The sequence below is a fragment of the Homoserinimonas sp. OAct 916 genome, assembly GCF_003260275.1.
In the GTDB taxonomy this organism is placed as follows: domain Bacteria; phylum Actinomycetota; class Actinomycetes; order Actinomycetales; family Microbacteriaceae; genus OACT-916.
In genome coordinates, this window is record NZ_QJHB01000002.1 from 68,827 (window position 1) to 94,252 (window position 25,426).

Below are 25,426 nucleotides of genomic sequence, written 5' to 3' on the forward strand. Positions count from 1 at the left end.
CAGAGACGAATGGAATGAAATCGAAACAAATGAGGTCTCCCTCAACTCTTGGGGAACCGGCGGGTCAGACGCGTAACGCCCGACGTTCGATCTCCACGTCGACCAGGGCACGCTGCACTCGGTTGAACTCATCTCGGTCGTCACTGCCAACCCGTTGCAGCCTGCCCAACAAGTCGGACTTCTGCTGCACAAGGTGCCGGTCGACCAATCCGGCCGTCACATCCCGCACGTACAGGGTCATCTCCCGCTCTGCACGCTCGGGAACCGGTGCCACACTCAATTGCTTCACCAGGTCACGGTGCGTCTCGGGAACCGCGTCGATGACCCGCGTGATCCACTCCGGCGAATCGAAGGCGTCGATGCTCGCCGCGATCCCGTCACGGACGGTGGCCAGGTCGGGGTGGAAGAAGCCGGTGCGGGCGGCCCGGTCGACCAGGTCGCGTCCGATCAGCGGGGCGTACTGCAGCATCGCCATCAACCCGTCGCGCTCGAGCCGGGTCGCGGCGTCGGTGGGCAGTTGCATCAGCCCGACGACCCCGGGCGCCGGGATGGGCTCGCCGTCGTTCCATTGTTCTGCCGGGTCGCCAGTCTCGCCTCGTCCCGTGCGAGCGCCACCGGATGCCGGTAGGGTGCCGGTTCGTCCGGCCTGGCTGACTGCGCGGCTGACCTCTCCAAGTTCCATGCCGAGCATGCGGGCCAACTCTCGGGTGTACCCGGGGCGCAGGGCAGGATCACGGATCTCCGAAACCACAGGGGCTGCCTGGCGAAGGGCGCCCACCCTGCCTTCGACCGTGTCGAGGTTGAATCGCGCCAGGATCTGACGCATGACGAACTCGAACATCGGTTTCTTGCCATCGATCATTCGTTGCACGGCCTCGTCGCCGCGTTTCAATCGAAGATCGCAGGGGTCCAGCCCGTCGGGCGCCACAGCGACGTAGGTCTGCGCGGTGAAACGACGTTCTTCGGTGAACGCTCGCATCGCGGCCTTCTCACCGGCGGCATCCGGGTCAAAGGTGAAGATCACCTCTCCGAGGCCGGTGTCGTCGCCGAGGATGCGGCGCAGAATCTTGATGTGGTCGACTCCGAACGCCGTGCCACAGGTCGCCACCGCGGTGGTAACCCCGGCCAGGTGGCAGGCCATCACGTCGGTATAGCCCTCGACCACCACGACCCGCCGGCTGCGCGAGATCTCACGCTTGGCCAGGTCGAGGCCGTAGAGCACCTGTGACTTGTGATAGACCGGCGTCTCGGGGGTGTTCAGATATTTCGGTCCCTTGTCATCCTCGAGCAGTTTGCGGGCCCCGAAGCCGATCGTCTGGCCGGTGACGTCGCGGATCGGCCAGACCAGCCGCCCGCGAAACCGGTCGTAGACGCCCCGGTTTCCTGCGGAGACGAGCCCGCTGACGACCAACTCCTCGTCGCTGTAGCCGTGACCGCGCATGTGCAGCGTGAGGCCGTCCCAGCCCTGGGGGGCGAACCCCACCCCGAACCGCCCGGCGGCCTGGGCGTCGAAGCCACGCTCGCCCAGGAACCGGCGCCCGACGTCAGCGCCGGGCGTTCCGAGTTGACTCTGGAAGAACTCGGCGGCCAATTGGTTGGCGGCCAGCACACGGGCACGGTTACTCGTCTGCCCGGCGCCGGAGGCCCCGTCTTCATAGTGCAGTTCGTAGCCGAGACGGGCTGCGAGTCTTTCCACCGATTCAGCGAACGTGACGTGGTCCATCTTCTGGAGGAACGAGTACACGTCTCCGGATTCACCGCAGCCGAAGCAGTGGTAGAAGCCGACCTGGGGGCGCACGTGAAAACTGGGGCTGCGTTCATCATGAAACGGGCAGAGGCCCTTGAGCGAGCCGACTCCGGCCGATTTCAGCGTCACATACTCGCCGAGGATGTCACCGATGTTCGTTCGTGCCTTGACCTCTTCGATGTCTGCTTGTCGAATCAACCCGGCCATGGTCTCATCCTAGGTCTGCGCCGTCGGTGCGGCCGTCCTCGACCAGGTTGCGGTGCCAGGCAAGCGCCGACTGATCCGTCAGGCTGGCCACCTGATCGACGATCACCCGCCGTTTGGTGTCATCGTCGGTGGCCGCATGCCAATCCTCGCTGAACCCGGCGTCGAGCCGTTCCCCGTCGTGTGCGAGCAACTCGTCTGCCAGTTCGGTCAGAACCTCACGCTGCCGGTGGTAGATCGGCTGCCTCGTGTTACGAGACATCACGAACGCGGCGACGATTCCTTTGAGCACGTTGATCTCGGCGAGGATCTCCCTCGGTACGACGACATCGGCGCCGAACCGGTTGAGCCGCTGCACCTCGGACGCTTCGCGGGTTGCCGCGGTCGCCGCGCCGGCGAAACGGCCGATGAGCTGGCTGGTGAGGTTCTTCAACCGCGACTGGTCGCGCCGACTTCCATCCCACGAGTCCTGCCACACCGGAAGGCTGTCGAGCCGGTCGAATGCCTGAATCAGTTCATCGTGATCGAACTCTCCGCCGATCCACTCGTACATGCTGGAGACGAGCTCGTCATGGTCGACTCTGCTGCCGAGGGCTGCCACGTCGATGTAGCCGCCGAAGACGGCGTCTTCGAAGTCGTGCACCGAGTACGCGATGTCGTCGGACAGGTCCATCACCTGGGCTTCGACGCACAACTTGCGGGGAGGGGCCTCGCGCCGCATCCATTCGAATGCGGCCACATCGTCGTCGTAGAAGCCGAATTTGGCCCGGCCGCTGGGGTCGTCCACGGCGTGGGATGCCGGCCACGGGTATTTGCAGCTGGCGTCGAGGGTGGCCCGGGTCAGGTTCAACCCGTAGGGGTGCCCATCGGGGCCGATCACCTTCGGTTCTAGTCTGGTGAGCACCCGGAGGGTCTGGGCGTTTCCCTCGAATCCGCCGATCTGGTCAGCCCAGGCGTTCAGCGCACGCTCCCCGTTGTGCCCGAACGGCGGATGCCCGATGTCGTGGGCGAGGCAGGCGGTGTCGACGATGTCGGGGTCGAGGCCGAGGCTGGTGGCCAGCTCGCGGCCGACCTGTGCCACTTCGAGGGAGTGGGTGAGCCGGTTGCGGGCAAAATCAACACCGATCATGGGGCTCAGCACCTGGGTCTTCGCTGCCAGCCGGCGCAAGGCGCTGGAATGCAGCAGGCGCGCCCGGTCGCGTGCAAAGTGGCTGCGTCTGGAGTTGTGCTGTTCCGGGAACGCCCGCTCTTCATCGAACGCACTGTAGGTGGCGCCCGGCACCGCCCGATCGAGTGCCGCGTCAACCGCCACTGGTATCGTGCTCCGTCTCTGTCAGATTCGTTCGCTCGGCAGCAACCAGCTCGCGTGAGGCGAGCCAGCCGTCTGGCAACGCTGTGCGTTTCGGTGAACCTGCACGCCCCCGCGGGCCCTCCGCCTCGATGCCCGGATAGGGCTGGTCCCAGTCGAGTGTCGCCAAGAGGTCGTCGAGTTGGCTGAGGGTCTCCACCGTCGCCAGCCTGGACCGTAGGTTGCCGCCGACCGAATAGCCCTTGAAGTACCAGGCGACATGCTTGCGAATATCACGGCAGCCGTGATCCTCGCTTTCGAAGAACTCGGCCAGCAGTTCGGCATGGCGCCTGAAGGCAGCCGCAACCTGGCCCAGCGTCGGCTCGGCCTTGACGCGAACCGAACCCGGCTGGAACGCCGCTGCGAGATCGCCGAACAGCCACGGGCGCCCCAGACAGCCGCGCCCGACGACCACCCCGTCGCAGCCGGTTGTCGCCATCATGCGCAGAGCATCGTCGGCCGACCAGATGTCGCCGTTACCGAGAATCGGAACCGAGGTGATCGCTTGTTTGAGTTTCCCGATGGCCGACCAGTCTGCCTGACCGGAGTAGAACTCCGATGCGGTGCGCGCGTGCAACGCGATAGCGGCCACACCGGCTCCTTCGGCCGCTTTCGCCGCCTCGAGGTAGGTGAGGTGATCCGAGTCGATGCCCGTGCGCATCTTCACCGTCAGGGGGAGCGGTCCGGCCGCTCTCACCGCCGCCTCGACGATCTGCCGGAACAGGTCGCGCTTCCAGGGCAGCGCTGCACCGCCACCCTTGCGGGTGACTTTGGGCACCGGGCAGCCGAAGTTCAAGTCGATGTGGTCGGCGCGGTCTTCGGCGACCAGCATGGTGACCGCCTCCGAGACCGTCTCGGGGTCGACCCCATACAGCTGGATGGAGCGCGTCTTCTCGCTCGGGTGGTGGGTGATCAGCCGCAGCGACTCCCGGGTGCGTTCGACCAGGGCACGTGAGGTGATCATCTCGCTGACGTAGAGGCCGGCACCGTACTCGCGGCAGAGCAGCCGGAAGGCGGTATTGGTGATGCCCGCCATCGGGGCAAGCACGACCGGAACCTCGAGTGCGATCGGGCCGATGGCCAGTTTGGGGGGGCTTATTGTGGCTGTGGAAGACATATCAGTTCAATTCTCCCAGATGTTGGGGCCGGGTTGAGCGCGGTAGACCGCTATTGGGAGGCAAGATGCAGACGAACGGCGCGACGGGAGCAGTCGGGCTGCAACGGGTGCTGGCCGATGCCCGACGCCGAGGCCTCGCTCTTGACATCGTCTCTCGTGCGCCCGCAGCCTCATTGGCCGAGGCTGCGACGCTGCTGGGCATCCAGCCGGCCGAGATCGTGAAGACCCTCATCATTCGGCAGAGAAAGGCCCGCGTCTTGGCCGACGGGCCGGTTTCAGCTGCCTATTTGTTCGCCCTGGTCCCTGGCGATCGGCAGGTCTCCTGGCCGCGGCTCCGAAAACTGGTGCAGGTGAACAGACTTGCGTTTCCCGACCCGGCCGAGGCATTGGCGGCCACCGGATACGAACGCGGCACGATCACGCCGCTCGGAAGCAGCACCCCCTGGCCGGTGTATGCCGATTCCCGCATTCTCGGACGAATCTCGATCGGGGCGGGCGAGCACGGATACAGCGCATTCGTCGATGCCGAGCCGCTGCTCTCGTCCTTCGAAGCGACGGTGGCCGACATCACCGAGCCGCTCTCCCACCACTGACGCCTGGCGTCGGCGCGGTTGCCGCCGCTTCGATGGAATCGGCGAGATCGATGGGTTCAGTGCCGGCAGGAGTCGGGCTCATGCGGTTGCCGTCTCACGGTCGGCCACCACCTGGTTCAACGCCTGGGTGAACGTCGCCGCCTCCTGCGCGCCGGAAATCCCGTACTTGCCGTCGAGGACGAAGAACGGCACCGTCTGGATTCCGTACTCGCGGGCGCGTGCCTGGTCGGCGCGCACAGCGGCCAGGTACTCGTTCTCCGCGAGTGAGCGCAACACCTCCGCACGGTCGAGGCCGACATCGGCGGCAAGATCGGCGAGAACATCGTCGTGGCCGACATGGGCGCCCTGCTCGAAGTAGGCCTGGAACAACCGCTCCTGCAGTTCTGTCTGCACCCCGTGCGCCTTCGCGAGGTGCAACACCTGGTGCGCCTTCACCGTGTTCGTGTGCGTGACCGATTCGTAGTCGTAGTGAAGCCCTTCGCCGGCCGCGATCTCGATCACGGCCTGGAACATGGCGGTGACCTGCTCGGTCGACATTCCCTTCTTCTCGGCCAGGTAGTCGGTCACGGTGCCGACGAAGTCGACGGGCGCGTCGGGGGTGAGTTCGTACGAGTGGTACTCGACGTCGACGTCGCCGTCGAAGGAGGCCACCCCCGCCTCGAACCTGCGCTTGCCGATGTAACACCACGGGCAGGCGATATCCGACCAAATGTCTACTTTGATGGCCGTGGCTTTGACACCTGTGTCTTTGAGAGCACTGTTCATACCTCGGCCAACCAGGTGGTCGCCGCCGATATTCCTTGGGTCAGGATTTGGGCGTGTCGGTCGCGCCGCCGAACCGACGGTTGCGCTGCGCATAGGTGGAGACGGCCCGCCACAGGTCGACCCGGGTGAAGTCGGGCCAGAGCGTGTCGAGAAACACCATCTCGGCATATGCGCTCTGCCACAACAGAAAATTGCTGGTGCGCTGCTCCCCCGAACTGCGCACGAACAGGTCCACGTCGGGCATATCGGGCCGATACAGGTACTTGTGCAGCGACTTCTCGGTCACCTGCGATGGCTTCAGCCGGCCCTGCGCGACATCGTCGGCGATCCGGCGCACACCGTCGGCAATCTCGGTGCGCCCCCCGTAGTTCACGCACATGGTGAGGGTGAGCACGTCGTTGTCGCGGGTCAAGGACTCGGCGAACTGCAGTTCCTTGATCACGGATGTCCACAGCCTCGGTTTGCGCCCGGCCCACCGCACCCGAACGCCCCACTCATTGAGCTGGTCCCGGCGGCGGTGCAGCACATCCCGGTTGAAGCCCATCAGAAACCGCACCTCATCGGGTGACCGGCGCCAGTTCTCGGTGGAGAAGGCGTAGACCGACAGGTGTTTCACCCCGATCTGAATGGCCCCGGCGACCACATCCAGCAGGGAGGCCTCCCCGGCGCGGTGCCCCTCGACGCGGGTGAGGCCGCGCTGGTTGGCCCAGCGGCCGTTGCCGTCCATGACGATGGCCACATGATCGGGAACAGCGGCCGCTGGAAGCTTCGGCGGGTACAGACCTGTCCAGTCCAGCGGGCGGTAGGCTTCTGCGTCGTCGTGGGTGAAGGGCTTGGGGCTCATGACGTGCCCTCGGAGCGCGCCACGAGGTGCAGCGATCTCAGGCCACGTTCCAAGTGCCATTGCGTGTAGGCCGCAACGACGCCGCTGGCCCTGGACCGTTGGCGCTCGTCGGTGTCATCCGCGTACGCCCAATCCCCGGTCAACAATGCGGACAGAAGAGTGATCGTGTCTGCCGGCAGCTTCGGCGACCCGGTCGGCGCGCAGTCGGCGCACACGACACCACCCAATTGCACCACCAGCGACCGGTGTGGTCCCTCGGCCCCACAGCGGGAACAGTCGTTGAAGCTCGGGGCCCAACCGGCGATCGAGAGTGACCGCAGCAGGTACGAGTCGAGCGTCAGGCCCGAACCGTGCTCCTTCCTGGCCAGAGACCGGAGGGCACCGACCAGAAGCAGGTACTGCTGCTCTGAAGGTTCCGACTCGGTCAGCCTTTCGGCGGTTTCGGCCATCACACTGGCCGCAGTGTAACTGGCGTAATCCGAGACGATCTGCGCCCCGTACGCCCCCAACGACTCGGCCTGAACGATCGTGTCGAGGCTGCGACCCTCATACAGCTGCAAGTCGGCGACCATGAAGGGTTCCAACCGTGAACCGAACTTCGAAGCGGTGCGACGCACGCCCTTCGCGACCGCCCGCACCTTGCCGCGCTGCTTGGTGAGAACGGTGACGATACGGTCGGCTTCGCCCAGCTTCTGGGTTCGGAGCACAACGCCTTCATCACGGTACACGGGCACCCCTCCAGTATCGCGCACCCGGGCCCGGCCCAGCTGACGACGGGCCGCTCTGGCGTTCGCGTGCCCGTCGGTGGATGCTGGGATCAGTGGTGTGCTGCGGCGGGTGACGTGCCGAAGCGAGAAGGAGCCTGATGAAATCGATTCTGGTCACCGGCGCAACCGGAACCCTGGGGCGCGAGGTGCGGCGCGTCCTGGTCGAGCAGAAGCAGGATTTTCGTCTGTTGAGCCGTTCTGCGCACGTCGATGATGAGCCCTCCCACTGGCTGGTCGGAGATCTGAAGAAGAACGTGGGGCTCGACGCGGCCGTGGAATCGGTCGATACGATCATCCATTGCGCCACCGGTGCCGGTGACTCCCTGGCGGCCGAGAACCTGATCGCGGCCGCCACGCGCACCGGAGTGGCCCACCTCGTCTACATCTCGATCGTCGGTGTCGACCGCATTCCTTTCGGTTACTACCGCACCAAGTTCCAGGTGGAGCGGCTGATCGAAGAATCCGGGCTCCCCCACACCATCCTGCGCGCCACCCAGTTCCACAATCTGGTCTACTCGATCTTCAGCGCGCAACACTACTGGCCGGTGTTGTTCATCCCCGACATCCGTGTGCAGTCGATCGAGGTGGCCGAAGTTGCCGAGCGATTGGCCGAAATCGCTCTCGACCCACCGGCGGGCCGCGTCCCTGACATCGGCGGTCCTCGGGTTCGCACGATTCGCGAGCTCGCCGAGCTGTACCTCGCCTCATCCGGCAGCCGCCGACGGGTCGTTCGGCTCCCGCTTCGCGGCAGGGCGATCACCGCGTTCCGGGTCGGAGACCACCTGTGCCCGGACAACCCCTACGGCACCGGCACGTTCGAACAGTTCATCGCCCGCCGCGCCGGTACCCCCGGTTCAACCGGCTGAGGCCGCTGCCACCGGTGTGCGATCCTGGGCGCGTACGGCTCGGTTCACCGCTGAGATGACCGCCTTCAGCGACGCTGTTGAAATGTCGGCGTCGATCCCGACCCCCCACAGGGTGGTGCCGTCTGAATTGATCTCCACGTATGCGGCGGCCAGTGCGTCGCCACTCGCGCTCATCGCGTGCTCGCTGTACTCGTAGAGTTCCGCCTTCACACCGCGGCCCTCGAGAATGCTGAGGAACGCAGCAACCGGCCCGTTACCGGTGCCGTCGCACGGCAGGGTGAGCTCGCCGTCGCGCAGTTCGACCTGCAGGTGGACGCTGCCGCTCATGTCACTGGACGAGCTGGTGCGGGTCAATTCGAACCGGCCCCACTTGGAGTCCACTTCACCCGCTGGCAGGTATTCGTCTCGAAAGATGTCCCAGATCTGGTCACTGGTGAGTTCGCCGCCAGCGGCTTCTGTACGCCCCTGCACCACCTGGCTGAACTCGATCTGCAGCTTTCTCGGCAGGTCCAGGGAGTGGTTCTCCTTCAGCAGGTAGGCCACCCCGCCCTTGCCCGATTGCGAATTGACCCGGATGATCGCCTCGTAGTCGCGGCCGAGATCTTTCGGGTCGACCGGCAGGTACGGCACTGCCCAGACCAGGTCGTTCACCGTGACGCCGTGCGCCTCGGCTTCTGCATCCATCGCCTCGAAGCCCTTCTTGATGGCATCCTGGTGCGAGCCGCTGAAGGCGGTGTAGACCAGATCACCGGCCCACGGGCTGCGCGCCGGAACCTCCATCTGGGTGCAGTACTCGATGGTACGGCGCACCTCGTCGATGTTCGAGAAATCGATCTGTGGGTCGATGCCCTGGGTGAACAGGTTGATTCCCAACGCCACCAGGTCGACGTTGCCCGTGCGCTCCCCGTGCCCGAACAGGCAGCCTTCGATGCGGTCGGCGCCGGCCTGGTAACCGAGTTCGGCCGCTGCCACCGCGGTGCCGCGGTCGTTGTGCGGGTGCAGGGAGATGATCACGTTCTCCCGCGGAACCAGGTGACGTGACATCCATTCGATGGAGTCGGCGTAAACGTTCGGGGTGGCCATCTCGACCGTGGCCGGCAGGTTGATGATCACCTTGCGGTCGGGCGTGGCCTCGAACACCTCGATCACCTGATTGCAGATGTCGACGGCGAAATCAAGTTCGGTGCCGGTGTAGCTCTCGGGCGAGTATTCGTAGTAGATCTCGGTGCCGGCGACCAGGGGTTCGAATGACCGGCACAGGCGGGCGCCTTCGAGGGCGATATCGATGATGCCCTGCCTGTCTTTGCGAAACACCACATCGCGCTGCAGCACACTGGTGGAGTTGTACAGGTGCACGATGGCGCTCTTCGCGCCGATCAACGACTCGTAGGTGCGCTTGATCAGGTGTTCCCTGGACTGGGTGAGCACTTGGATGGTGACGTCGTCGGGGATCGCGTCGTCTTCGATGAGGCTGCGCACGAAGTCGAAGTCGATCTGGCTGGCCGACGGAAAGCCGACCTCGATCTCTTTGTAGCCCATCTTGACGAGCAGGTCGAACATGACGCGCTTGCGCTCCGGGCTCATCGGGTCGATGAGGGCCTGATTGCCGTCACGCAGGTCGACGGCGCACCAGCGCGGGGCAACCTCGATGTGTTTGTCTGGCCAGCTTCGGTCGGGCAGATCGACCTGGAACTGCTGGTGATACGGCTGGTACCGGTGGATGGGCATCGCCGACGGTTTTTGATTATTGCGCATGATCCTTGGTGCTCCTCAACATAGCCTTGTGGGCCGAAAGATACGGTCTGGTCGGCCAACGAAGAACTCCGCGACGAGGGAGGCCTTGGTTAGGACTCGTCGCGGCAGCTAAGGAGGAGCAGACCGTGCAACACAGTTTTAGAGTAGCACCGTTCTTTGCCGACCGGCTGCGCGGTCGAGATTTCCGGTGGGTCAGAACCCCAGTCGGCCCAACTGTTTGGCATCGCGCTGCCATTCCTTGGCCACTTTCACCCGCAGCGAAAGGAATACGCGGCGACCGAGAAGGGGTTCGATCTCTGCCCTCGCAGCGATGCCGACCTCTTTCAATCGGCTGCCCGCCTTGCCGATGATGATGCCTTTCTGGCTATCACGTTCGACGAACACGCTCGCATAGATCTCGAGCAGGTCTTCGCCTTCGCGTTCGATCATGTCCTCGACCAACACGGCGACCGAATGAGGCAGTTCTTCGTGCACGCCCTCCAATGTCGCCTCTCGGATGAGTTCCGCGATGCGCTCTTCCATCGTCTCATCGGTTCGGGCATCTTCCGGGTACAGCGGCGCGGGTGACAATGGCACCAGTTTGATGAGTTCGTCAGTGAGAGTGTCGAGTTGGATGCCTTCGACCGCCGACACCGGGATGATGAGATCCCACTGTCTCATCTCCTGCACGGCCATCAACTGGGCTGCCACGGCCGGCTTGCGCGCCTGGTCGATCTTTGTGACGATCGCGACCTTCTTTGCCCGGGGATAGTGATCCAGTTGCTCGTTGATGAACCGGTCGCCCGGCCCGATTGCCTCGGTGGCCGGCAGGCACAATCCGATCACGTCCACATCGCCGAGGGTCGATTCGACCAAGGCATTCAGCCTTTCCCCCAGCAGGGTGCGTGGTCGGTGGATACCCGGGGTGTCGACCAGGATCAACTGCCCGTGGTCACGATGCACCATGCCGCGGATGGCCCGCCGGGTGGTCTGCGGCTTCGAGCTGGTGATGGCCACCTTCTCACCGACCAGGGCGTTCGTCAGCGTCGATTTGCCGACGTTCGGCCGACCGACGAAAGAAACGAAACCCGCCCGATATGCTTTCACGCCGGCGGTTCGCTGTTCTGTGTGCTGGTCGTCCTCGGTCATGGTGTTCCCTTCGTCTGTTCGTCGGTGCCCTCCGCAATCGGCTCAGCACGTTCGACCACAATGGTGGTGATTCTCTTTCGCCGGCCCTCGACCCGTTCTGCCTTGAGGCGTAGCCCGTGCACGGTCACGGTCTGGCCGGGTTGCGGCAGCCGCCCGAGTTGTTTGGCCAACAGCCCGCCCGCCGAGTCGACGTCGTCGTCGTCGAGTTCGAGCCCGAACAGCTCTCCCAACTCGTCCACTGGTAGCCGCGCGCTGATCCGAAACCTGCCCTCGGCCAGCTCTTCGACCTGAACGACCGCCCGGTCGTACTCGTCTGAGATGTCGCCGACCAGTTCTTCGATCAAGTCCTCCAACGTGACCAACCCGGCGATCCCGCCGTATTCGTCGACGACCATGGCGAGATGGATCGAGTCGAGTTGCATCTGCCGAAGCGTGGCATCCGCCTTCTTCGACTCCGGTACGAACACCGCAGGGCGTGCCAGCCGCCGCACTGGCGCATCATCAGACCCGATCCCTCGTTCGTGCGCGAACTGGGCCACGTCGCGCAGGTAGAGGATTCCGGCGATCTCGTCGACATCCTCGGCTACGACCGGCATACGGGAGATGCCCTTGCTGAGGAAGAGCCCCATCGCAGTGCCCACCGTGGCATCGTCATCGATGGTGAGCATGTCGGTGCGCGGAATCATCACCTCACGCACCACCGTTTCACCGAATTCGAAGATGGAGTGGATGAGTTCACGGTCGTCTTCTTCGATGACATCAAGTTCGGTGGCCTCATCGACCATGCTCAGCAGTTGCTCCTCGGAGGAGAAGACGCGGCTGCGGGGCCGGCCGGGGGTGACCTTGTCGCCCATGGCAACCAACCCGCTGGCGATCGGGCCGAGCACGACTCGCAACACGTGCACCAACCACGCGGTGGACAGGATGACCCTCGTGGTGTGCACCCTGCCCACACTGCGCGGACTGGAGCCGACCAGCACGAACGACACCGCCGCCATTATCAGGGCGGCCAGCACGAGTGCCAGCCAGAGTTGCTCGATGTTGAAGGCGAGCACGATTGTCACGAGCACCGCGGCTGAGGTCTCTGCAAGGATACGTACAAAGTTGACCACGTTGATGTGAGCACCGATGTCGGCAGCAATCGCCCTGAGGGATCGCGAGGCCCGCGATTTGGTCGCGAGTTCCAGCAGATCGGCACGGGAGACCATCGACAACGCCGAGTCGGCCGAGGCCAGCACCCCGCCCAGGGCGACGAGCAGTACCGCGGCAGCCAGAAAGAGCCAATTCATCGGGTGCCGGGGCCGCCACGTTCGCTCATCGAGAATCCGACCAGAATGTCCCGTTGGATCCCGAACATCTCGCGCTCGTCGGCACTGTTCGCGTGGTCGAAACCGAGCAGGTGCAGCAGGCCGTGGGTGGTCAGCATGAGCAATTCGTCGATGAGTGGGTGCCCGGCCGTTTCGGCCTGGCCCTCTGCCACCTGCGGGCAGAGCACGATGTCGCCCAGCAGACCGGCGGCGGTCGGCGAATCCTCGGTTCCCGGGCGCAACTCGTCCATCGGAAAACTGAGCACGTCGGTCGGGCCGGGCTCGTCCATCCATTGCACATGCAGTTGTTCCATCGCCGCCTCGTCGACCATCAGGATCGCCAGGTCGGCGTCTGGGTGCACGTGCAGCACGTCGAGCGCATACGTCGCCAATCGCTGCAGAACGTTCTCATCGACGCTGATCGCCGACTCGTTATTGATCTCAATGCTCATGGTGCGTGGAATCGTCCCTGGTTTCGTCGACCGGCGTGGCACCGGCCTGACGCCATTTTAGCGGTGGCCACCACGCCCGAAGGCCTCCGGAGCGCGTTCTTACTCGGCAGGGCGCCTGGCCGCCTGCCGAACGGCGTCGTATTCGGTGTAGGCGTCGACGATGCGGCCGACCAGGGTGTGGCGCACCACATCTGCACTGGTGAGTGTGGCGAAGTGGATGTCGTCGATGTCGCGCAGCACCCGGGTGACCAGGTTCAGCCCGCTCGAGCCGGCGGGAAGGTCGATCTGGGTCACGTCTCCGGTGACGACGATCTTCGAGCCGAAGCCGAGTCGGGTCAGGAACATCTTCATCTGTTCCGGCGTCGTGTTCTGAGCCTCGTCGAGCACGATGAACGCATCGTTCAGGGTGCGGCCCCGCATGTAGGCCAGGGGCGCGACCTCGACGACCCCTGTTGTCAACAGTTTGGGCACCAGTTCTGGGTCCATCATCTCGTTCAGCGCGTCGAAGAGTGGTCGGAGGTAGGGGTCGATCTTCTCGCTGAGACTGCCGGGCAGGTAGCCGAGTCGCTCGCCGGCCTCAACCGCCGGGCGCGTCAGGATGATGCGGTTGACCTCTTTGCGCTGCAGTGCCTGAACCGCCTTGGCCATCGCCAGGTAGGTCTTTCCCGTGCCCGCAGGGCCGATTCCGAACACGATCGTGTTCTCGTCGATGGCGTCGACATACGTCTTCTGCCCAAGGGTCTTCGGTCGGACGCTCTTACCGCGGGCCGAGATGATGGCGGGGCTGAGCACGTCGGCGAGCCCGGAGTTGTCGCCGGCGCGAATCATCCCCGCTGACTGCTTCACCTCGCGCTCCCCGATCGGCATTCCTTTGCGCACCATGTGTACGAGATCCTCAACCAGTTTCTTGGCCGACTCGAGCTGACTGCGGTCTTCTGCCGTATTGCCCGTGGTCAGGGTGATCTCATTGCTTCTGACTGCCACGTCGACCAAGGGAAATTGGTCTTCGACGGCCTTCAGCAGGCGATCCTGTGTGCCCAGAAGTTGCACCATGGCGACGCCGTCGACCCGCATGGTGAAGGAGGCACCCGGCCGTGGTGGCTGCTGCTCGTTAATACGGTCGCTAACGCCCAAGTGAACCTTCTGTCATTTCGCCGCTCATGATGTGGCCGTGCACGTGAAAAATGGTCTGGCCGGCCCCGGCGCCGGTGTTGAACACGAGGCGGAACTGCCCGTCTGAAACCTGGTGGGCGATCGTGGATGCGCGGGCAATCATCTGCGCCAAAAGTTCGGGGTCTCCGGAAGCAAGTTGCACGACGTCGGCGTATTCGGACGTCTTCGGCACGAGCACAATATGGATGGGCGCCTTGGGCGCGATGTCGGTGAACGCGATGAACAGGTCGTCCTCGAAGACGATATCGGCCGGAATCTCCCGGTCGATGATTCGGGTGAAGATGCTGGGTTCGGACTGGCTCATGGCTCTAGCCTAGGCGTAGCCGCAGCCGGGCGGGGATTGGCCGCCGTCACCAACGGCCGAGCAGGACATTGACAACGGCAATGGCCGCGGGCCCCGCCGTCGAGGTGCGCAGAACCGAATCGCCCAAACGGACCATCTCGGCGCCGGCTGCTTGAAAGAGATCCAACTCTGCCGGAGAGATTCCTCCCTCGGGCCCCACAACCAGCAACAGGTCACGATCGTCGCCGGTCAGCGAGGAGAGCCCTGTTTCGGCATCGGGTTGCAGCACGAGCATTCGCGCTTCACCGGCCTGCGCGGCCAACCCTTTGGTGCCCGTCAGCTCGGCGACCTCAGGCGTCCATGCCCGGATGGACTGCTTGGTGGCCTCGCGCACGATCGCTCGCCAGCGTTCGACACCGGCAGTCACTTTGTTGCCCTGCCAACGAGAGACGGATCGTTCGGCCTGCCAGGGAATGACGCGATCGACTCCCATTTCTGTGGCCGCCTGAACAGCCGCCTCGTCGCGGCCGCCTTTCGCCAGGGCCTGGGCAAGGGTGACGCGTACCGTCGGGGCAGGCACACGATCTGATCTCTCGACTTCTAGCCGCACAGTGCCGTTCGCCACGTCGACAACCCGTCCGGCGATGGTGAGACCCGAACCGTTTCCGACGAGGAGTCGTTCGCCCACCCTGGCCCGGCTGACGGTCAGCGCGTGTTTCGCCTCAGCACCGGTCAGCGTGATGAACGAGCCCGGTGGATACTCCGACCCCAACTCCTCGTTCAGGTAGAAGTGGGCCATGACCTAGACGTTGAGAAAGCGGTCGCGAAGCTTGGAGAACAGGCCCTGCTGAAAATGAGTGAGGGTCGGTTTCGCCTGCTTGCGCCCGTCCGCGAACTTGCGGATCAATTCGCGGTCGCGTGAATCCAGTTTCGTGGGGGTCCGCACCTGCACACCGATCTTCAGGTCGCCGCGGCCGCCCCCACGCAGTTTGGTGACTCCGCGGTCTTTGACCGTGAAGACCTCGGCGCTCTGGGTGCCGGGCTTGATCTCCACCTCGATGTCACCGTCGAGCGCGTGAACGGTCGTGGTCGTGCCGAGAATTGCGTCAGACATCTCCACTTCCAGCGTGCAGAGCAGATCGTCGCCGTTGCGGCTGAACACGTCGTGGTGGCGCACCTTGATCTCCAGGTAGAGGTCGCCGTTGGGCCCGCCTGCCGGCCCCACTTCACCGCTGCCCGGCATCTGCAGCCGCAGGCCCGTGTCAACGCCGGCCGGAATGTCGACCGGAACGGTGCGGCGGGCTCGTACCCGCCCCTGCCCCTGGCAGGTGTTGCACGGTGTGGCGATGACGGTTCCGTAGCCGCGGCAGGTTCCGCAGGGGCTCGAGGTCATCACGTTGCCCAGCAGCGACCGCACGGCCCGTTGGATCTGGCCGGTGCCGTGGCAGATGTCGCACGTCACCGGTGCCGTGCCCGGCATGCAACAGCTTCCCTTGCACGTCTCGCACAGGATCGCGGTGTCGACCTCGAGTTCCCGATGAGTGCCGAAGATGATCTCGTCCAGGGACACCTCGACCCGGAGGAGTGCATCCTGGCCGCGCTCGCGCCGTGACTTCGGCCCACGCGAACCACCGCCGCCGAAGAAAGTCTCGAAGATGTCGCCAAAACCACCGAAGCCACCCATGCCGGCCTGAGGTCCGAGATCGTATTGCTGTCGCGACTCCTGGTCGCTCAACACGTCGTACGCGTGCGTGACGAGCTTAAATCGTTCGGATGCCTCGGCCGACGGGTTCACGTCGGGGTGCAACTCGCGGGCGAGGCGACGGTACGCCTTTTTGATCTCATCGGTTGTCGCGTCGCGGGCAACACCGAGAACTTCATAGTGGTCAGCCACTCGGGCCTCTTTCAATTCTCGTAGTCGTATGGTTCATCCGGCGCGTGGAATGCCGCCGGTCAGGTCACGTCTCTGGGCAGGTCGTGGTCGGGATCAGTCCTCGCCGAGTAGTCGCGTCAGGTAGCGCGCCACTGCCCTGACCGCTGCCATATTATTCGAATAATCCATCCGGGTCGGCCCGAGCAGGCCGAGCCGTGCCACTTCGCCGCCCTGCGACGAGTAGCCGGATGCCAGAACCGACGTCTCCTGCAGCCCGAACGAGGCGTTCTCCCGCCCAATGCTCACCTGCACGCGAGTGCGCTCATCCATGGCCATCTCCCCGAAGAGTTTGAGCAGAACGACCTGCTGTTCGATCGCGTCAAGCACGGGATAGATGCTGCCGGAGAAGTCCTCCTCGGTGCGCACCAGGTTGGCGGCACCGGCCATGACCAGCTTCTCCTGACGATTTGCCGAGAGTTGCTCGATCAGTGTGTCGATGATGGGTTGCACCCGGGCGATCACCTCCGGGCTGAATCTGTCTGCGATGGCACGCAGCTCTTGCTCGGCCTCGATCAGTGTGCAGCCTCCGAGCACCTGGTTGAGCGTGGATCCGACCTCGGCCAGGCCACCGTCGGGAAACTCCTCCGGCAACTCCACGACACGCTGCTCGACCCGGCCGGTGTCGGTGATCAGCACAGCGAGCAATCGGGTCGGCGACAGGTTCACCAATTCGACGTGCCGGATGCGCGCCCGGTTGACCGACGGGTACTGCACCAATGCGACCTGGTTCGTCAATTGGGACAGGAGCCGCACCGTTCGGGCCAATACCTCATCAAGATCCGGCGAAGACCCGAGGAACACCTCGATCGCGTGTCTCTGCGCAGACGACAACGGTTTCACCTCGGCAAGGTGATCAACGAACACCCGATAGCCCTTGTCTGTCGGGATGCGACCACTCGAGGTGTGCGGGGCGACGATCAGTTCTTCGTCCTCGAGCTGTGCCATGTCGTTGCGAATCGTGGCCGCCGAGACCCCGAAGGAATAACGGTCGACAATAGATTTCGACCCGACCGGCTCCCGTGAAGCCACATAATCGTGCACGATCACTCGCAACACCTCGAGACTGCGTTCAGAGACCATTCGGCTCCTCGCTTTCCCGCTCCGCGCTTCAATCTGGCACTCGTGTTCTGTGAGTGCCAATTATAGTCTGACACCCTGCTTGGGGCGTTGCATCCGCTGTCAAAGACCGTTACCTTATGGGGTGTGCACGCAGCGCGGCTCAGCACTGAGTTCGCCTTCCGCGTGTACGTTGAGACGAAACAGCAAGCCCAATTGAACATTTTGGATGCGAAAGGCCACTCTATGACTGACCACACTGCACAGCCGCCCCACGAGCCGCCAGCAGGCCAACCGGCCCAGCCCGGTCAGCCCGTACCGCCGCAGCAGGGTCAGCAGGTCCCGCCTGTACAGGGCCAGCCTGTACCTCCGCAGCAAGGTCAGCAGGCTCCGCCTCAGCAGCCCTACCAGCAGCAGCCCTACCAGCAGCAGCCGGCTCAGCCCGGACAGCCGTATCCGCCCCAGCCAGGTTACCCGCAGCAGGGGCAGCCGGCCGCTGGCGCTGTTCCGCTGAGCCCGGCAGACGACAAGCAGTGGGCCATGTTCGCCCACTTCGGCGGAATCCTCTGGATCCTGCCGTCGTTGATCATCTACCTGGTATTCAAGGACCGCGGTGCGCTCACCCGCCAGGAGTCGAAAGAGGCACTGAACTGGCAGATCACGTTCATCGGTTCCTACATCATCCTCTGGATTATCGTCGCGATCCTCAGCGCCATCCTGATCTTCTCCGGCGGCTGGGTCATCGTGAATATCCTCGGCTGGCTGCCGTGGCTGCTCTACATCGCGAACGTGGTCTTCTCGATCATGGGTGGCGTCAAGGTCAACCAGGGCGGCGCATACCGCTACCCGGTTTCGTTGCGCCTGATCAAGTAGTCGGCACCATCTGCCGCTGAATGCGCGGCCGAGCGTCACGCCCGGCCGCGCATTTCTGTGTCTGGCGCGCGTGGCGCCCGGGATCCCTCCGCGCATTCCGAGACCTGTGCCGGAATTCCCGGCGAGGGGCGCCGGAATGCTCTTCCGACGTTCTGGGGAGGAGCACTTTCATGCGCCTCACGAGTCATCTCAGTCTTCGGTGAGCCGACGCACCACGAGGTCGGCGAGCAGGCGGCCGGTCAGGGTCAGCACGATGTGGCCCGTGAGAGCGTCTCGTCCGTCGATCAGGCCCTCGGCGATCAGCGCGGGCACCTGCGGTCGCACCGATTCGGCCAGTATGTCGATGGCGATGCCCTCCCTGATGCGGCTGAGCAGCAGGATCTGCTCCAGGCGCTGGGTCGCCAGATCCAGTGTCTCGCGCCCGGCCGCCGGAGAGAGGCCAGCAGTCAGCCGGTCGGCGTAGGCAGCCGGGTGCTTCACGTTCCACCAGCGCACGCCGCCGATGTGGCTGTGCGCGCCGGGCCCGACGCCCCACCAGTCCTGCCCCCGCCAATAGGCGAGATTGTGCCGGGAGCGGTGCCTGACGCTCGAACCAGCTGCCTCCGGATCGCGGTGGGCCCAGTTGCTCACCTCGTACCAGTCGAAGCCGGCATCATCCAGAACCTGGTCTGCGAGCTCATACATGTCGGCCTGCAGGTCGTCACTGGGCTCTGCCACCTCCCCACGGCGGATCTGCCGGGCCAGCTTCGTGCCGGGCTCGATGATCAGTGCGTAGGTCGAGAGGTGATCCGGCTCGCAGGTCAGCGCCGCCTCGAGTGAGGCGCGCCAGTTCTCCAGTGTCTCCCCCGGCGTGCCGTAGATCAGGTCAAGGCTCACCTCGAGCCCGGCGTCACGGGCCCAGCCGACGACCAGCGGAACACGCTGCGGGTCGTGGGTGCGCTCCAGGGTGGCCAACACTTCGGGAACCGCAGACTGCATGCCAAAACTCACTCGGGTGAAACCAGCGTCGGACAGAGCCTGAAGGTAGGCGGCGTCGACGGAGTCTGGATTGGCCTCGGTCGTCACCTCGGCCCCGTGTGCAAGCCCCCAGGTGTCGCGCACTGCGTCAAACATGCTCACGAGGTCCGTGACCGGTAACAGCGTCGGCGTGCCGCCTCCGAAGAACACGGTGGTCGCCGGTCGCGCTGGTAGGCCCGAACCGGTGAGCACGCCGTCAGCCAGTTCGATCTCGTGCCGGGCGTGTCCGGTGTAGTCGTTCTGCCTGACCCCACGGATCTCTTGAGCCGTGTAGGTGTTGAAGTCGCAGTAACCGCAGCGAACCCGGCAGAACGGCACGTGCAGGTACACGCCGAAATCTCGGTGCTCGGCACCCTCGACGACGAGGTCGGGCAGAAGGCCGTCAGCGGGTGCCGGGTCACCGATGGGAAGCACTCCGGGCATCGCTAGACCCGGCCGGGCAGCAGTGAACGCTGGAACCGTTTGAAGATTCGCCCCTGTTGCAACTTCAGGATCGGTGCGACCAGCTTGTAGAACCCGGTGCCCGGGCGAGAGAACGACCTGAGCACCAGCCACACCGTGTTGTCGTCGCGGTGTTCGACGACAAAGCTCATCTCGCCGGATTGTGGATGTCCGGGAAGCGTGCCGCACGCAAAACCATGCCGCTTCGGCTCATCGACCACATAGACCACCCGCACCGGGGACGCGATCCGGACCGGGCCGATCCGATAGGTCAGTGTCGCGGTCATGCCGGCGGTGATGAACGGCGTTCCATTGGGCGAGAAGTGGTGCTCATTCGGCGACAGGACCGTATTCGTCGGAGTTCCGTCGTCGTCGAAGACAACTCCCGTGTATTGCACGCCGGTGCCCTCGTGAATATCGCCGATCACGAAGCCGGCACCCGATTGCACCTGCCAGGTCATCACCTGGGCGGTCGCCGTCTCGAATCTTTCCTTGCCGCTGCCGAGGCGCACCGCGGTTTCGAACGGTTTGAATCCGACCGGTGGATACTTCATCAATTCACCCGACTGGGTGGCACCAACTGCGGCGTAGGTGACCGGCACATCGCTGAACGTGGCACGTCGCATGAGAGGAGCTACTTCTCCTTGGTCTCGGTATTGCCGCTCAGGGCAGCGATGAATGCCTCCTGAGGCACCTCGACCCGGCCCACCATCTTCATGCGTTTCTTGCCCTCCTTCTGCTTCTCCAGGAGTTTGCGCTTTCGACTGATGTCACCGCCGTAACACTTGGCCAGAACATCCTTGCGCATTGCCCGGATCGATTCACGGGCAATGATGCGGGAGCCGATGGCTGCCTGGATCGGCACCTCGAACTGCTGGCGCGGGATCAGCTCTTTCAACCTCTCGGTCATCAGCACACCGTAGGCGTAGGCCTTGTCCCGATGCACGATCGCGCTGAACGCGTCGACCTTCTCGCCCTGCAGCAGAATGTCGACCTTGACCAGATCGGCCTCCTGTTCGCCGCTTGGCTCGTAGTCGAGCGACGCATAGCCCTGCGTGCGGCTCTTCAGGTGGTCGAAGAAGTCGAACACGATCTCGCCGAGCGGAATGTTGTAGCGCAGTTCGACCCGGTCTTCGCCGAGGTACTCCATGCCGAGCAGGGTTCCCCGTCGGCTCTGGCACAGTTCCATGATCGTGCCGACGTAATCCTTCGGCGCGAGCACTGCCGCACGCACCATCGGTTCGCGGACCGACGTGATCTTTCCTCCGGGAAACTCACTCGGGTTCGTCACGGTAACGGTCTTCTTGTCGTCTGACGTGACCTCGTAGATCACGCTGGGAGCGGTCGCGATGAGGTCGAGGTTGAACTCTCGCTCGAGCCGTTCGGTGATGATCTCCAGGTGCAGCAGGCCGAGAAAACCGCAGCGGAACCCGAACCCGAGCGCGACCGAGGTCTCGGGTTCGTAAACGAGGGCGGCATCCGACAGCTTCAGCTTGTCGAGCGCTTCGCGCAACACCGGATAGTCGGAGCCGTCGATCGGATACAGTCCCGAGAAAACCATCGGCAGCGGTTCGGAGTAGCCGGTCAGCGGCTCGGCGGCCGGGTTCGCAGCCGATGTCACCGTGTCACCGACCTTCGACAGCCGCACGTCTTTCACCCCGGTGATCAGGTAGCCGACCTCGCCGACGCTGAGACCCTGCGACGCGATCGGCTCGGGCGAGCTCACGCCGATCTCGAGGAGCTCGTGGGTGCTCTTGGTGCTCATCATCTGCACGCGCTCACGCGGGGAGAATGTGCCGTCGATCATGCGCACGTAGGTGACGACTCCGCGGTAGGTATCGTAGACGGAGTCGAAGATCATTGCCCGTGCGGGAGCCTCGGGGTCTCCGACCGGGGGCGGCACCAGCTCGGTGATCCGATCGAGCAGGGCCTCGACCCCGACCCCGGTCTTGCCGGAGACGCGCATGACGTCGTCGGGGTGCCCGCCGATCAGGCTGGCAAGTTCCTTCGCGTACTTCTCCGGGTCGGCGGCCGGTAGGTCGATCTTGTTCAACACCGGGATGATGGTGAGGTCGTTCTCGAGCGCCAGGTAGAGGTTCGCGAGCGTCTGGGCCTCGATACCCTGGGCGGCGTCCACCAGGAGGATGGCTCCCTCGCAGGCGGCCAGGCTGCGGCTGACCTCATAGGTGAAGTCGACGTGGCCGGGTGTGTCGATCATGTTGAGTGCATAGGTCTGGCCGGTGAGGTCCCACGGCATGCGCACCGCCTGGCTCTTGATGGTGATGCCCCGCTCACGCTCGATGTCCATGCGGTCGAGGTACTGGGCACGCATCAGCCGTTCGTCAACGACGCCCGTGATCTGCAGCATGCGATCGGCCAGAGTGGACTTGCCGTGGTCGATGTGCGCGATGATGCAGAAGTTGCGAATGAACTCGGGCGGGGTCTTCGCGGGCTGCAGCCCCTGAATAGCTCGTGGTGACATTGTGGCTCAATTGTCCCATGTTCCAGGCGGGGCAATCACCGCCTGATGAACGGCGAGAAATCCACCACTCTCCGACCGACTGGGCAATCGCAGCAAACCTCCTCAGACCGCAGCGACCGGCTCGATGAGTCAGCGAATCAGCTGCTTATCGAATCAGCTGCTTATCGGATCAGCTGCTTATCGGATCAGCTGCTTATCGGATCAGAGCGGGCGGATGCGCTCCGAGCGACGCACGGCAATCCAGGCCAGCACACCGGCGACAGCGGCGCCGACCACGGCCGGCACCAGCACCATCGCCACGCTCGGAGAGACCCAGGTCCCGCGCAGGAAGAAGATCCACCCGAAACAGACCAGCACCGCGGCCCCGACCCCGGCGGCACGGGCACGGCGCCTGGCCAGCCCACTGGCCCCATCATGATGCACGTGAGGGGTGCCAGTGTGCTCCTCCCGGAGCCGGGGAAGCACGTCTTCACGCCCTTCACGAGATATGGGGCGGGCGCCGACCGGGGCAAAGATCAGCACGGCGATCAGTGAGCCAGTGGCGGCGACGGTGCCAACGACTGCACCTGCCAGCGCGCCGAAGAACACAAACGTCAAAGTAGCCGCCAGCCACTGGGTCCAACCGTCCTGAACGATGGAGATCACCAGCAGGACTGCAACCGCCAGCACGCCCAACCCGGCTCCATAAATGATCGCGCGACCAAACGTCAGCCACACCCGGAAGACCACGCCGTCAGGGTAGCGATCCTCCGGCATGTGCCCGGTGGGATTGACCATGCCTGAAGACGAAGCGGTGTTGCCCGGCGGAGTGTGCTCCATTCGGTCAGACTACCTGAGCCCCCAGCAACCATCAGTTCTTCCTGTCGTGTACTTCCCACATGCCCTTTCCGGCTTCTCCTCCACAGGCTGGGCGGTGTGTGGGTTTTCCACAGATCTGAGCTCTGAGCTGGGGTTATGCAGCCGAAATGTCGGTGGCCGGTGTTTGTATTGAGGCATGAACAACCCGACCGCAACGGCAGACCGGCTCAGCCGCGAGCTCGCCGCCGGGGTGCCGTGCGACCTGCTGGCCGGGCTCCCGGATGAGCTGCTGCTGCAGGCGACCGGGGCGATCGAACGGTTGGGCCGCAGAGTCGACGCACTCCGGGTGACCGCGGCCGCGGAGATCGCCGACCGGTCCCGCACCGAGCTGGGCTCCGCCGGGCTGTCGGCGACCAAGGGCTGCCGCAACGGCGCCGACCTGGTCGAGCGAGTCACCCTGGTCTCGGGCCGCACCGCCGCCGACCGGATCAGGCTCGGCACCGAAACCCGGCAAGGAACCTCCCTGACCGGGGAAGAACTGCCGGCGCGGTTCCCCACGGTCGCCGCCGCGCTGGCTGCCGGTGATCTCGGGGTGGATGCCGCTTCCGCGATCGTCACCGGTTTGTTGCCAGCTTTGCCCGTCGCCGGTACCACCGAATTGTTGGCTGCCGAGCTGGAGTTGGTGGGCGCCGCAACCGGGACCGGCCCCGCCGGCCCGGGCCCTGATGGTGCCGATGAGATTCGCCGGCAGGCGAAGGTGTGGCAGGTCATTCTCGACCAGGACGGCGCCCGGCCGCTCGAGGAGCGGTCCCTTCGCCGCCGCGGGTTCAGTGCTGGTACGGCCCAAGACGGGTTGATGGTGGGCCGGTATGCGTTCATGCCCGATGTGTATGCAAAACTGCAACGCGTCTTCGACGCCTACATCTTCACCCGCACCGCGCCCTCCTTCTACTCCGATGAAGAGCTCGACGCCCACCAGCGGGAGAAAGACCCGCGCAGTTGGACCCAGCAACGCCACGACGTGTTCGCCGCGATCATCGACCTGATCAGCCGCAGCAGTGAGGTGCCCACCATCGGCGGTGCCCCGCCGACCGTGCTGGTCAGTGCGCGGGCCGAAGACCTCAGCGCCGGCCACGGAGTCGGCCCCAGCGTCGGCAAAACTGCCGGGCATGGTGTCGGCCATATTGACGGCATCGACATCCCGGTCTCCATGCGCACGGTCAGGCAGTACGCCTGTACCGGCGGCACCCAACTGGTCGTGATCGGTGCGAACGGGGCGATCAATGCGCTCGGCACCGAGCAACGGTTGTTCAACCGGCAACAAAGGCGGGCGATCAACCTGCGCGATGGCGGCTGCATCATTCCGGGCTGCACGATCCCGGCGTATTGGACCGAGATCCATCACGTCATCCCCGACGCCGCGGGCGGACCTACCCACACATCGAACGGAGTTTCGCTCTGTTGGTATCACCACCGCACGATCGAGACGTCCGGCTGGCTGATCCGTATGATCGCTGGGGCACCGCAGGTGAAGGCGCCGCCGTGGCTGGAAACGAACGCAAAGTGGCGGCCTGCCAGCAAATCCCCCACCCAGCTCACCCGTATCCTTGAGAAACGCACAGCGGGAACCGCGGGGCAGGACGCACTTTCCGCAAGACAAGCCGCACCTCCCGCCGCACCGGCTGCACCTCGTAGCGCGGGGCTACCGACGCTCCGGCCATCCGGTCGGCCAGAACTCAGCCCAGCTGGGCAATCCGTGTCGGGCGTTGCCGGGCGATCCGAAGACCGACCAAGTGGACAGCCGCCACCCCGCACCCCAGGGCGACCGCAACCCCGCACCCCAGGGCGACCGCAACCCCGCACCTCAGGGCGACCGCAACCCCGGCCCCTCGGAGAGCCGCCGCCGTGATCGGAATCGTGTCTCACGGAATTGATCTTCCTGGGACAACCTCGTGCCGTTGTTGCTCGACGGCCTACGATTTGCTAGGGTTGCTTGTTGGCTTACGCGCGTGAGACATCTGACTAGTTTCGGCGCGAGGATCGTCCGTCACCGCACTGGGCCTGAATCAGGCCGTCGAGTGGCATTACACACCAAACATCAAGAAGAAGGTTACCTACGTGGCAAACATCAAGTCGCAGATCAAGCGGATCGGCACGAACAACAAGGCGAACGAGCGCAACAAGGCGATCAAGAGCCAACTGAGGACCGCGATCCGCGCCACCCGCGAAGCCGTCGTCGCCGGCGACAAGGACAAGGCTCAGGCCGCGTTGCTGGTTGCCGCCAAGCGTTTGGACAAGGCCGCCTCGAAGGGTGTCATCCACAAGAACCAGGCCGCCAACAAGAAGTCGGCGATTGCCAAGAAGGTTGCAGCGCTGTAACCACCCCCTGTTTCATTCGAAAGCCCCGCCGCGTGCGGGGCTTTCGTCGTTAAGCGGGAACACCGTCCGTGAGAGGCGCTCAGCGTTCGCCGCGGGCG

24 protein-coding genes are annotated in these 25,426 nt (G+C 64.5%); 5 read left to right on the plus strand and 19 right to left on the minus strand.

The window, feature by feature from the left end; translation table 11 throughout:
- Window positions 1–64: 64 nt before the first annotated feature.
- Genes dnaG through dusB form a run of 3 tightly spaced genes read right to left on the minus strand, consistent with a single transcriptional unit; the run spans window position 65 to window position 4,416 of the window.
- Window positions 65–1,954 carry a DNA primase gene (gene dnaG / locus DL891_RS02700; RefSeq protein ID WP_111718893.1) on the minus strand — a complete coding sequence of 630 codons (1,890 nt, stop codon included), beginning with the start codon at window positions 1,952–1,954 and terminating at the stop codon, window positions 65–67.
- 4 nt (window positions 1,955–1,958) lie between these two features.
- On the minus strand, window positions 1,959–3,233 hold the full coding sequence (locus DL891_RS02705; protein WP_198668761.1) for a deoxyguanosinetriphosphate triphosphohydrolase: 1,275 nt from the start codon (window positions 3,231–3,233) through the stop codon (window positions 1,959–1,961).
- Window positions 3,234–3,252: 19 nt separating this feature from the next.
- On the minus strand, window positions 3,253–4,416 hold the full coding sequence (gene dusB / locus DL891_RS02710) for a tRNA dihydrouridine synthase DusB (RefSeq protein WP_111718895.1): 1,164 nt from the start codon (window positions 4,414–4,416) through the stop codon (window positions 3,253–3,255).
- 65 nt (window positions 4,417–4,481) lie between these two features.
- Between dusB and DL891_RS02715 the strand changes: the two genes are divergently transcribed.
- Entirely contained in the window at window positions 4,482–5,009 is a 528-nt protein-coding gene (locus DL891_RS02715) for an aminoacyl-tRNA deacylase (protein WP_111718896.1), read from the plus strand.
- A 78-nt stretch (window positions 5,010–5,087) separates the two neighbouring features.
- On the opposite strand, the gene DL891_RS02720 is transcribed toward DL891_RS02715, so the two are convergent.
- From DL891_RS02720 to recO, 3 genes are read right to left on the minus strand one after another with little or no spacing between them, the layout of a single operon-like run.
- Complete coding sequence (locus DL891_RS02720) at window positions 5,088–5,774, minus strand: DsbA family protein (protein WP_111718897.1); 687 nt, start codon at window positions 5,772–5,774, stop codon at window positions 5,088–5,090.
- Between the two features lie 40 nt (window positions 5,775–5,814).
- Window positions 5,815–6,618: an isoprenyl transferase gene (locus DL891_RS02725; protein WP_111718898.1), complete on the minus strand. Its 804-nt coding sequence runs from the start codon at window positions 6,616–6,618 to the stop codon at window positions 5,815–5,817.
- The gene (gene recO / locus DL891_RS02730) at window positions 6,615–7,352 is read right to left on the minus strand and encodes a DNA repair protein RecO (RefSeq protein WP_111718899.1); all 738 of its coding nucleotides are present in this window, start codon (window positions 7,350–7,352) and stop codon (window positions 6,615–6,617) included. The genes DL891_RS02725 and recO overlap by 4 nt, the downstream gene beginning before the upstream one ends.
- 131 nt (window positions 7,353–7,483) lie before the next feature.
- On the opposite strand from recO, the gene DL891_RS02735 reads away from it, so the two are divergent.
- Complete coding sequence (locus tag DL891_RS02735; RefSeq protein WP_111718900.1) at window positions 7,484–8,251, plus strand: SDR family oxidoreductase; 768 nt, start codon at window positions 7,484–7,486, stop codon at window positions 8,249–8,251.
- On the opposite strand, the gene leuA is transcribed toward DL891_RS02735, so the two are convergent.
- From leuA to hrcA, 9 genes are all read right to left on the minus strand, one after another.
- Window positions 8,240–10,006 carry a 2-isopropylmalate synthase gene (leuA, locus tag DL891_RS02740; RefSeq protein ID WP_111718901.1) on the minus strand — a complete coding sequence of 589 codons (1,767 nt, stop codon included), beginning with the start codon at window positions 10,004–10,006 and terminating at the stop codon, window positions 8,240–8,242. The genes DL891_RS02735 and leuA overlap by 12 nt on opposite strands.
- 192 nt (window positions 10,007–10,198) lie before the next feature.
- Window positions 10,199–11,134, minus strand: a complete 936-nt coding sequence (gene era, locus DL891_RS02745; RefSeq protein WP_111718902.1) for a GTPase Era — start codon at window positions 11,132–11,134, stop codon at window positions 10,199–10,201.
- Window positions 11,131–12,423, minus strand: a complete 1,293-nt coding sequence (locus tag DL891_RS02750) for a hemolysin family protein (RefSeq protein ID WP_111718903.1) — start codon at window positions 12,421–12,423, stop codon at window positions 11,131–11,133. The genes era and DL891_RS02750 overlap by 4 nt, the downstream gene beginning before the upstream one ends.
- A complete protein-coding gene (gene ybeY, locus DL891_RS02755) occupies window positions 12,420–12,893 on the minus strand; it encodes an rRNA maturation RNase YbeY (protein WP_111718904.1) in 474 nt (157 codons plus the stop codon). The genes DL891_RS02750 and ybeY overlap by 4 nt, the downstream gene beginning before the upstream one ends.
- 99 nt (window positions 12,894–12,992) lie before the next feature.
- On the minus strand, window positions 12,993–13,967 hold the full coding sequence (locus DL891_RS02760; RefSeq protein ID WP_111718905.1) for a PhoH family protein: 975 nt from the start codon (window positions 13,965–13,967) through the stop codon (window positions 12,993–12,995).
- Between the two features lie 49 nt (window positions 13,968–14,016).
- Complete coding sequence (locus tag DL891_RS02765; RefSeq protein ID WP_111718906.1) at window positions 14,017–14,370, minus strand: HIT domain-containing protein; 354 nt, start codon at window positions 14,368–14,370, stop codon at window positions 14,017–14,019.
- A gap of 46 nt (window positions 14,371–14,416) precedes the next feature.
- Window positions 14,417–15,148, minus strand: a complete 732-nt coding sequence (locus DL891_RS02770; protein WP_111718907.1) for a 16S rRNA (uracil(1498)-N(3))-methyltransferase — start codon at window positions 15,146–15,148, stop codon at window positions 14,417–14,419.
- A 3-nt stretch (window positions 15,149–15,151) separates the two neighbouring features.
- Window positions 15,152–16,243 (minus strand): molecular chaperone DnaJ, encoded by a 1,092-nt coding sequence (dnaJ, locus tag DL891_RS02775; protein ID WP_111718908.1) that lies wholly within the window; start codon window positions 16,241–16,243, stop codon window positions 15,152–15,154.
- A 93-nt stretch (window positions 16,244–16,336) separates the two neighbouring features.
- Entirely contained in the window at window positions 16,337–17,362 is a 1,026-nt protein-coding gene (hrcA, locus tag DL891_RS02780; protein ID WP_111718909.1) for a heat-inducible transcriptional repressor HrcA, read from the minus strand.
- Between the two features lie 222 nt (window positions 17,363–17,584).
- On the opposite strand from hrcA, the gene DL891_RS02785 reads away from it, so the two are divergent.
- The gene (locus DL891_RS02785) at window positions 17,585–18,211 is read left to right on the plus strand and encodes a DUF4870 domain-containing protein (protein WP_111718910.1); all 627 of its coding nucleotides are present in this window, start codon (window positions 17,585–17,587) and stop codon (window positions 18,209–18,211) included.
- Window positions 18,212–18,400: 189 nt separating this feature from the next.
- Here the strand turns inward: DL891_RS02785 and hemW are convergent, their stop codons facing one another.
- The 4 genes from hemW to DL891_RS02805 form a co-directional block, all read right to left on the minus strand.
- A complete protein-coding gene (gene hemW, locus DL891_RS02790; RefSeq protein WP_111718911.1) occupies window positions 18,401–19,651 on the minus strand; it encodes a radical SAM family heme chaperone HemW in 1,251 nt (416 codons plus the stop codon).
- Window positions 19,652–19,653: 2 nt separating this feature from the next.
- Window positions 19,654–20,295 (minus strand): DUF1990 family protein, encoded by a 642-nt coding sequence (locus tag DL891_RS02795; protein ID WP_111718912.1) that lies wholly within the window; start codon window positions 20,293–20,295, stop codon window positions 19,654–19,656.
- A gap of 8 nt (window positions 20,296–20,303) precedes the next feature.
- Window positions 20,304–22,151, minus strand: a complete 1,848-nt coding sequence (lepA, locus tag DL891_RS02800) for a translation elongation factor 4 (RefSeq protein WP_111718913.1) — start codon at window positions 22,149–22,151, stop codon at window positions 20,304–20,306.
- Between the two features lie 201 nt (window positions 22,152–22,352).
- Entirely contained in the window at window positions 22,353–22,970 is a 618-nt protein-coding gene (locus DL891_RS02805) for a hypothetical protein (RefSeq protein ID WP_111718914.1), read from the minus strand.
- Window positions 22,971–23,145: 175 nt separating this feature from the next.
- Here DL891_RS02805 and DL891_RS02810 point away from each other — a divergent pair, with 175 nt between their 5' ends.
- Complete coding sequence (locus DL891_RS02810) at window positions 23,146–24,858, plus strand: HNH endonuclease signature motif containing protein (protein ID WP_111718915.1); 1,713 nt, start codon at window positions 23,146–23,148, stop codon at window positions 24,856–24,858.
- A gap of 209 nt (window positions 24,859–25,067) precedes the next feature.
- Entirely contained in the window at window positions 25,068–25,328 is a 261-nt protein-coding gene (rpsT, locus tag DL891_RS02815; RefSeq protein WP_111718916.1) for a 30S ribosomal protein S20, read from the plus strand.
- Window positions 25,329–25,426: the final 98 nt, after the last annotated feature.